The organism is Streptomyces mayteni (genome assembly GCF_054783955.1).
Map to the genome: position 1 here is coordinate 45,588 of NZ_BAAGPR010000052.1, position 6,375 is coordinate 51,962.

The 6,375-nt window shown below is 69.8% G+C and carries 6 protein-coding genes and 2 pseudogenes; 1 reads left to right on the forward strand and 7 read right to left on the reverse strand.

The features are described from left to right. Positions 1–9: 9 nt before the first annotated feature. The 7 genes and pseudogenes from ACYVPE_RS22400 to ACYVPE_RS22430 form a co-directional block, all read right to left on the reverse strand. Positions 10–555: pseudogene (locus ACYVPE_RS22400) on the reverse strand (SAM-dependent methyltransferase); the annotation flags it as partial. Positions 556–1,089: 534 nt separating this feature from the next. Further along, on the reverse strand, positions 1,090–1,674 hold the full coding sequence (locus ACYVPE_RS22405) for a nucleoside deaminase (RefSeq protein ID WP_461035462.1): 585 nt from the start codon (positions 1,672–1,674) through the stop codon (positions 1,090–1,092). Positions 1,675–1,834: 160 nt separating this feature from the next. After that, a complete protein-coding gene (locus ACYVPE_RS22410; protein WP_461035463.1) occupies positions 1,835–2,290 on the reverse strand; it encodes a lasso peptide biosynthesis B2 protein in 456 nt (151 codons plus the stop codon). After that, a complete protein-coding gene (locus tag ACYVPE_RS22415) occupies positions 2,287–2,544 on the reverse strand; it encodes a lasso peptide biosynthesis PqqD family chaperone (protein ID WP_461035464.1) in 258 nt (85 codons plus the stop codon). Before ACYVPE_RS22415 ends, ACYVPE_RS22410 begins: the two co-directional genes overlap by 4 nt. Beyond that, positions 2,541–4,244, reverse strand: a complete 1,704-nt coding sequence (locus ACYVPE_RS22420) for an asparagine synthase-related protein (RefSeq protein WP_461035465.1) — start codon at positions 4,242–4,244, stop codon at positions 2,541–2,543. The genes ACYVPE_RS22415 and ACYVPE_RS22420 overlap by 4 nt, the downstream gene beginning before the upstream one ends. Before the next feature lie 203 nt (positions 4,245–4,447). After that, positions 4,448–4,582 (reverse strand): lasso RiPP family leader peptide-containing protein, encoded by a 135-nt coding sequence (locus tag ACYVPE_RS22425; protein WP_461035466.1) that lies wholly within the window; start codon positions 4,580–4,582, stop codon positions 4,448–4,450. Between the two features lie 672 nt (positions 4,583–5,254). After that, positions 5,255–5,485 carry a hypothetical protein gene (locus ACYVPE_RS22430; protein WP_461035467.1) on the reverse strand — a complete coding sequence of 77 codons (231 nt, stop codon included), beginning with the start codon at positions 5,483–5,485 and terminating at the stop codon, positions 5,255–5,257. Positions 5,486–6,189: 704 nt separating this feature from the next. Between ACYVPE_RS22430 and ACYVPE_RS22435 the strand changes: the two are divergent. Continuing rightward, positions 6,190–6,375: pseudogene (locus ACYVPE_RS22435) on the forward strand (methyltransferase); the annotation flags it as partial.

Sequence of the window (6,375 nt, forward strand, 5' to 3'; positions counted from 1 at the left end):
GCTGAGCAGCAGTTCGGTGGCTTCGACCTCCTGGCAGCCGACCGTCCCCGGGTCGATTCCCAGATCGGCGAACAGACAGTCCACTGCCGATACCCCGGGGAGCATCATCGCGGGGATTCCCTCGGCACGCAGGACCTTGATCGCTTCGTGCGGGGGGTCGGCGAACACGCCGGGGTGCCCGTAGAGCACCCCGCACACCGTCTGGCCCTCGCGCGCCGGCTGGACCAACGCGGCCACCATCTGCTGGTAGGTCTCCCGGCGCGGCTTGTCGTTGCCGTACAGCGCGTACAGGTCCTGGGACGACTTGCTGTGTTCCTGGATCCACACCTCGGTCACCGGATCGGACACACAGTAGGCGACGTGGTCCGCTTGCTGGATCCACCCCGCGGCCTCGAAGGTCAGTTGGCCGATGCCCCTGATGCCCGTCCCGACGACAACCAGCGATCCGGAAGACACGTTGGCACCTCCGCGTCTCGTGTGCACCTCTCGGCGGAGCGCCATGTCGCGCGCGGTGGCGCCGGGAGGGTGCCGAAGGAGAAGCCACCCCACCGCCATGGTGACCGAGGTACTCCGCGGCTAAGCCCATCAGGAGGGTTATTCGCCCGTGAGGGTGAAGGATGGTGCGATGTGCCGCGCCGGGCGGCTGCTCGCCCGGAACCGGCGGTCTTCGCGTCCATGTGCGCCGGTTGGCCTCGCCGCATGATCATGATGCTGAGGGGCAAGTCCCCTGGAGCAGGCCGACAGCAGCCGCCTGGACAACACCCGGCCGCCCGCCTCGTCGCTGCACCAAACGCCGACTACACCAATCGTCTCGGCCAAGTGCACGTACTCATGCTGATTCTGACCCCGTCCCATGACGTGCCGATCGGTGAGGACGCCGCCCAGGATCTCGCGCGAGCACATCCCGGGTGTCCACGAGGCCGTACGGGACCGCACCGGGCTACATGTTCCGCTTCTCTCATCCAGGCGCCTACGCCCGCGCAGTCGAGGATTTCCTTATCCGAGCCGTCAATCGGCAGGTGCGCAGCGGTGCAACCCGCTGAGGAACTCCGCTATCTGATTCTGGCAGCTGCTCATCTGCTCGGAATATCAGTAGGGATGTTTGTTAGGTCTGACTGCCCAGGCTTTGTAAGCCTTCTTGCCGAGTTCGGGGTAGCTCTGCTCCATGTGGATGATGCGCTTGTTGTCCGGCTTCGTGAAGTCCTGGTACTGGAACTCGTCACTGAACCCGATCTCGGCGGTGTCGTGCAGGTTGCGGCTGTAGTAGAGGGCGTCGAACCGAGACCAGTAGATGGCGCTCATGCACATCGGGCACGGCTGGCCGCTGGCGTAGATCTCGTAGCCCTTGAGCATCCGAGCCCGCTCCTTCACCGTGTCGGGGGAGCCCTCCTCGCGCTCGATGAATTCCAGCGTGCTCTCGTTCTGGTGCTTCACCGAGATCGACGGCGCCTTCGGATTCAGCAATTGAATCGCCTTGCGGATGGCCTCCACCTCGGCGTGCGCTGTCGGGTCGCCGGTCAGCAGGACCCGGTTCTGGCCACGGGAGATAATCTCACCGTCGCGGATGATCACCGCGCCGAACGGCCCGCCCCAGCCGTGTACCACCGACTCCATCGCGAGGCGCACCGCCTCTGCCATGAACTTCTTCTCCGCCTTGAATTTCTTCTTCGTCATGGCGTCTCTCCGTCACCCGTGTCTGGCCTCTCCCGGCAGACACTCGACGAGAAAGGATAAATCGGCGTATCTGTCTCTTTCAGAAGGTAGTCGCCGTCGCGAAACCGGTAACTCGACCATCCGCGGGTGGCGAGCCGACGTAGGAGCCGGTTCTCTCCGGTCAGAGGTGCGGGCCGGGCTGGTTGATGGGTGGGGCCGGGGTTGTCCCGGGTGGCACGGTGATGAGGGGGTGGAGGCTGGTGGTGGGGCAGGGTTCGTCGACGGGGGTGCCGTCGGTTTCGACCCAGGCGTGTGCGGTGAAGGGGATGACGCGGACGCCGGCGTGCCAGGTGGGCCAGGTGCCTTGGGCGCGGCAGAGGAGGGCCGTGGCGATGGAGCGGGGGAGGCATCCGTTGCCCGCGCAGCGGATGCTGACGGCGGTGACGTCGGCGCGGGCCTGGGCTGCCTGGGCGTAGGTGGCGGGCTTGGCGTCGCGTGCGGCGAGGGTGAGCAGACGCCGGATGTGCACGGGCGGCAGGCGCGCGATGAGATGGGCGGCGCCCACGGCGAGGCGGGGGAGCAGTTGGCGGTGCGGGGGCAGGCGGCGGCGTTCGGCGACGATGACGTGGACGCTCACCGGGTGATCAGTCCCGCGGCGTGCAGCTGGGCGGTGAGTGCGGTGGCGTCGGCTTCCGCCCGGTCGCGAGGGATGTCGTAGTGGTGGGTGAGGGCGTCGGCGGCCTGCCGAGGGTCGGCGCCGTCGAGCAGGGCGCGCAGGATGAGGGCGGCGGCGGGGTTGAGCTGGTAGTACCGTCCGGTGCGCTGGTCGAGCAGGACGGTGCCTTCCGGGGTGTCGGCGGTGCTGATGTCGCGGCGCAGGGCTGGGCTCATGGGTGTGGCTCCTTCACGAGAGGCGCTGGCGGTGTCGTGCGGGCCGGGGTGCCAGGGGCGGTGTGGTGGCGCAGCCAGCTCTCCAGGGCGAGGGTGGTCTCCAGCTGGACGGTGGGCAGGAGCGGTGGGTGCAGGCCGAGGGCGGCCTGGCGCAGGGCGGGGAGGTCGACGAGGCCGAGGCGGGCCAGGAGCGGGTCGTCGAGCAGTTCGGCGATGTCGGCGCGGCGTTGGCGCAGGCCGGTGTGGACGTCGAGGGTGAACTCGCCCTTGGTGCGGCGGCCCAGGAAGACGTCGGGCACGGTGGTGCGCATGGCCGCGGCGAGGAGGGGCTTGTAGACGAAGGGGCTGGTGCGTTCGTGCAGCCGTACGGCCAGGCAGGCGTCGATGACCTGGTCGTCGAGGTAGGGAAAGTGCGTGGGAGTGCCGGCGCCGGCGGTGGTGCGGGCGAGGTGGCGGGCGATGCGGGCGGCGGAGCGGATCACCATCAGCACGGTGTGCTGACCCCGCGAGGCCGCCAGCGGCCGGGCGTCGGGGGCGGCGTCGCGGATCAGGCCGCGGACGGTGGCGACGGCCTGGTCGCTGGCCCACGGCGGCATGCCAGGCCGCAACTGCCAGCCCATTGCCGGGCGGCCGCTGTGCTGCCACAGCGGTGTCAGATCACCCGCGGTGGCGGTCAGCCATCGCGGGTAGGTGCGGGAGTCGGCCAGGGCCCGCACCGTCGGAACCACCTGCCAGCGGCGGTGGGCGGCCAGGGCCCGCAGATGACGCACGGCGACGGCAGGCGCGGTGCGGACGGCGGTGTGCAGGTAGGAGGGGAATCCCTGGACCACCTGGTCGGCGGCCTCGCCGCACAGATGCAGGCGCGAGCCGGCGGCGGCCATCCGGCGGGCCAGGTCCGTGGCGTAGGCGGCGGTGCGGGCGCCGCGGACCGGTTCGTCGGCGTCACGGCCGAAGGCCAGCAAGCCGGCGAAGAACGGCGGCAGGTCGGCGCAGTCCATCAACAGATGTTCGGCACGGGGCAGATGAGCCGGGACCTGCCGTGCCCAAGCGGCGTCGTCGTGGGAGCTGTCCCCTCCGGTGCGAGTACAGGTAAGCAGGCGGGCAGGGCCACGGGCGGCCAGGAAACACAGCGAAGTGGAGTCCATCCCGCCGGACAGGTCGGCGCTCACGCTCCCGCCGTCGGCGGTTCGAGCGGCGACCGCCGAGGCCAGCGCGGCACGCACTGAACGGGCGCCGCGCGCCAGCGGGAGTTCGGGCTCGGGCGCCGTCCACCACTGCCGGCAGCGAGCGGAGCCGTCTTCGTCCAATCGCAGCCACCAGCCGTCGCCGACCGTGTGGACGCCCCGCCAGACGGAACGCTCCTCCAGCGGGTGCGGCACCGCGGGCTCCAGTAGCCGCGTCGCGAGCGTCTCCTCATCCAGCTCCGCGCCCATCGCGGCGGCCAGTACGTCGGAGCGGTCGCAGGCCAGTGTCACACCACCGACGCGGGCGTGGAAGATCCGGCGTAGTCCGGAGGCCGTGCCCTGGGCCCGCACCCGCCCGTCCACCGACGCCAGCAGGTGGACGCTGCCGGGGATCGCGCCGACCAGGCGATCCAGATCCTCGAGACAGCGAACGCGGCCGGCCAACTCGGCCAACCGTCTCTCACTCGGCGAGCAGTCCCCCCACACCGCCAGCCGGACCGGGCCCGCCTCCGCCACGACGCCCCTCCGCCGGTTGCCTCGCCCGCCCGCGTCGCCCGGCTCGACCAGCCAAGGCCGACCCGAAGCGTGAGACGCGGACACGACTGGACGCGGTGCCACCGAGGCGATCGCGGCCCAGGCCGCGTCGCAGTCCGGCAGCACCGCGAACCAGTCACGGCCATGACCCGACTCTTCTCCATGTGCCATGGCGCGACGCCGACTCAGGCGTAGGAGTCGAAGAAGTCGTTGCGGTCGATCCCGCCCGCGGCGGTCAGCTCGCCGAACGACCCCACCTCCACCAGCATCGGCGGCTCGTAGGGCTCCTTGACCACCGACTCCGTCATGGGCTCTTCCATCAGGGACCTCCATCCAGTTCACCGCGGACTCCGGTAGCGCGGTCTCCCCCACAGCCTGTGGCCGGCATATCGGGCCCGCAAATGCAAAGCCGCCCAGATGCCGCATATTGGGCTGGTGGACGTAAGCGGCCGGTGGACGACGAGGACGGGGGCGGTCGGCACCAGCGGGTCGGCTCCGTGCGGGGCCGTGGCGACACGGCCGTTCTCCCCTCACGCGGCAACGGCGCTCTTCTCGGCCCAAACGGGCGGAGAAGAGCGCCGTCACGCGCTTTCGCGAAGGCGCCGGTGGCGCCCCGAGGGTTGGACGCCTACGCCACGAAGACGCTCACTCCGAACTCCTGCGTGGTTCGGCCGCCCGGGCGTGCCCGTGGTTGGCGCGGTCGTGGCCGTCGCTGGCTGCGACCGGGCCTGGCCACAACGCTTGTGTAGATCAGAAGATGCACAGGACGTCGCTGGGACAGGTCACGCCGACCGAGGCGTTGGTCTGGGCGGGGCTGGCGAGAGCGAGTGCCTCGTGACATGGCGGCGATCACGGCACGGATGCGCATGGGAGTCCTTGAGGTTGTTGGGCGGCCCGGGGGAGCCAGATCGTTGGGCGGATACCCGCCGATGTGGGCTCACGTTCACCGTCCGTGAAGCTACGGGGGGATGACGCGTAGGCGCCCCGGCACCTCACACCGAAGGGCGAAGCCGTTCGGTGCCAGCCTTCTTGTCCGCATGGTTCTCGCGTGGCCCATGGGGATGCACATGTACGTGCTCGGAAAACCGCGGCCGGTCAGCCAGTGGCATGGTGGACACCGCCACCTCGGCCAGCCGCATGGACGCGAACGGCGTCGACGTCAGGGGTTCGAGATCGCGGGCCCCGGGATCGATCGGTGCCTTGGAGGCCGGCGCGCGCACCACGATGGTGGCAACCCGGCGTGGTGGTCTTGGGCGGATCAGTCGCGATCAGTGCATGAGCCCAGGCCCGGCCACCCGAACTGGGTTGGAACCAGCCTGCGACGGCCGTTCGCCCGCGGGGCGGTTGTCTGAGGGGGACCGGATGGAGGCTGGCGTCGGGCGTCAACGGGGCGGAATATGCCCAGCGATACATCACACTTGTCAATCTGGCGCCTCGGCGTTCGCTCGGATGAGGACTGTCCGGCTAACGCGGGGGACCTTAAACTCTGAATTGCTCGGCCCTCGCAGGGGTGTCCGCTCCAAGATCCCTGAGTCACAGCCAGCGACAGGCGGTGAGGGCCGGGCGTCGCCATGGGATTCGTCCCGGGGCTCTATGCCCGATTGGGCGCCTAGCGCACCATGGGAGCTCACCCGGATGTCCGCCCGTAAGATCGTGGGGGCACCCCACCGGGACCCGCCGCCGTTCTTTCCCCTCTGGCGGGGCCCCACCGGGGCTTCGCCTTCGGCCATGCGGGGGCACGCCGTCATGTCCGGCGCATTTGCGGTCCCGCACCATGCGGTTGACTGTGAGTATTCCCGGTAACGGAGACGAGCACCGATGGCACGCCCCTTGGATGGGGTAGGCACGAACTGACAAAGCGACGTTGCCTACCCTCCACGAAGTGGAGGGCACCGCCTCCCACCTTGGGCAGGGCGAGGCCACTGTGATCAACCCTGACATCCTGATCGGCGCCAAGGAGACGCTGTCCCGCAACGGCCTCCAGGCCAAGCTGCCGCACCTCACCCACGACCTGACCTTCGACTTCACCTTCGACCGCACCGAGGGCCGCGAACACCAGGTGCTGCGCGAGGACTTCTACTACCGCGCCGAGACCCTGACCGCCCTGGCCGCC

Excerpts from the sequence above, each read along its gene's own strand:
- ACYVPE_RS22415 (WP_461035464.1), bottom strand. The coding sequence starts at position 2,544 with ATGAGCCCAGCCCTGCGCCGCGACATCAGCACCGCCGACACCCCGGAA.
- ACYVPE_RS22405 (WP_461035462.1), bottom strand. The coding sequence starts at position 1,674 with ATGACGAAGAAGAAATTCAAGGCGGAGAAGAAGTTCATGGCAGAGGCG.
- ACYVPE_RS22425 (WP_461035466.1), bottom strand. The coding sequence starts at position 4,582 with ATGGAAGAGCCCATGACGGAGTCGGTGGTCAAGGAGCCCTACGAGCCG.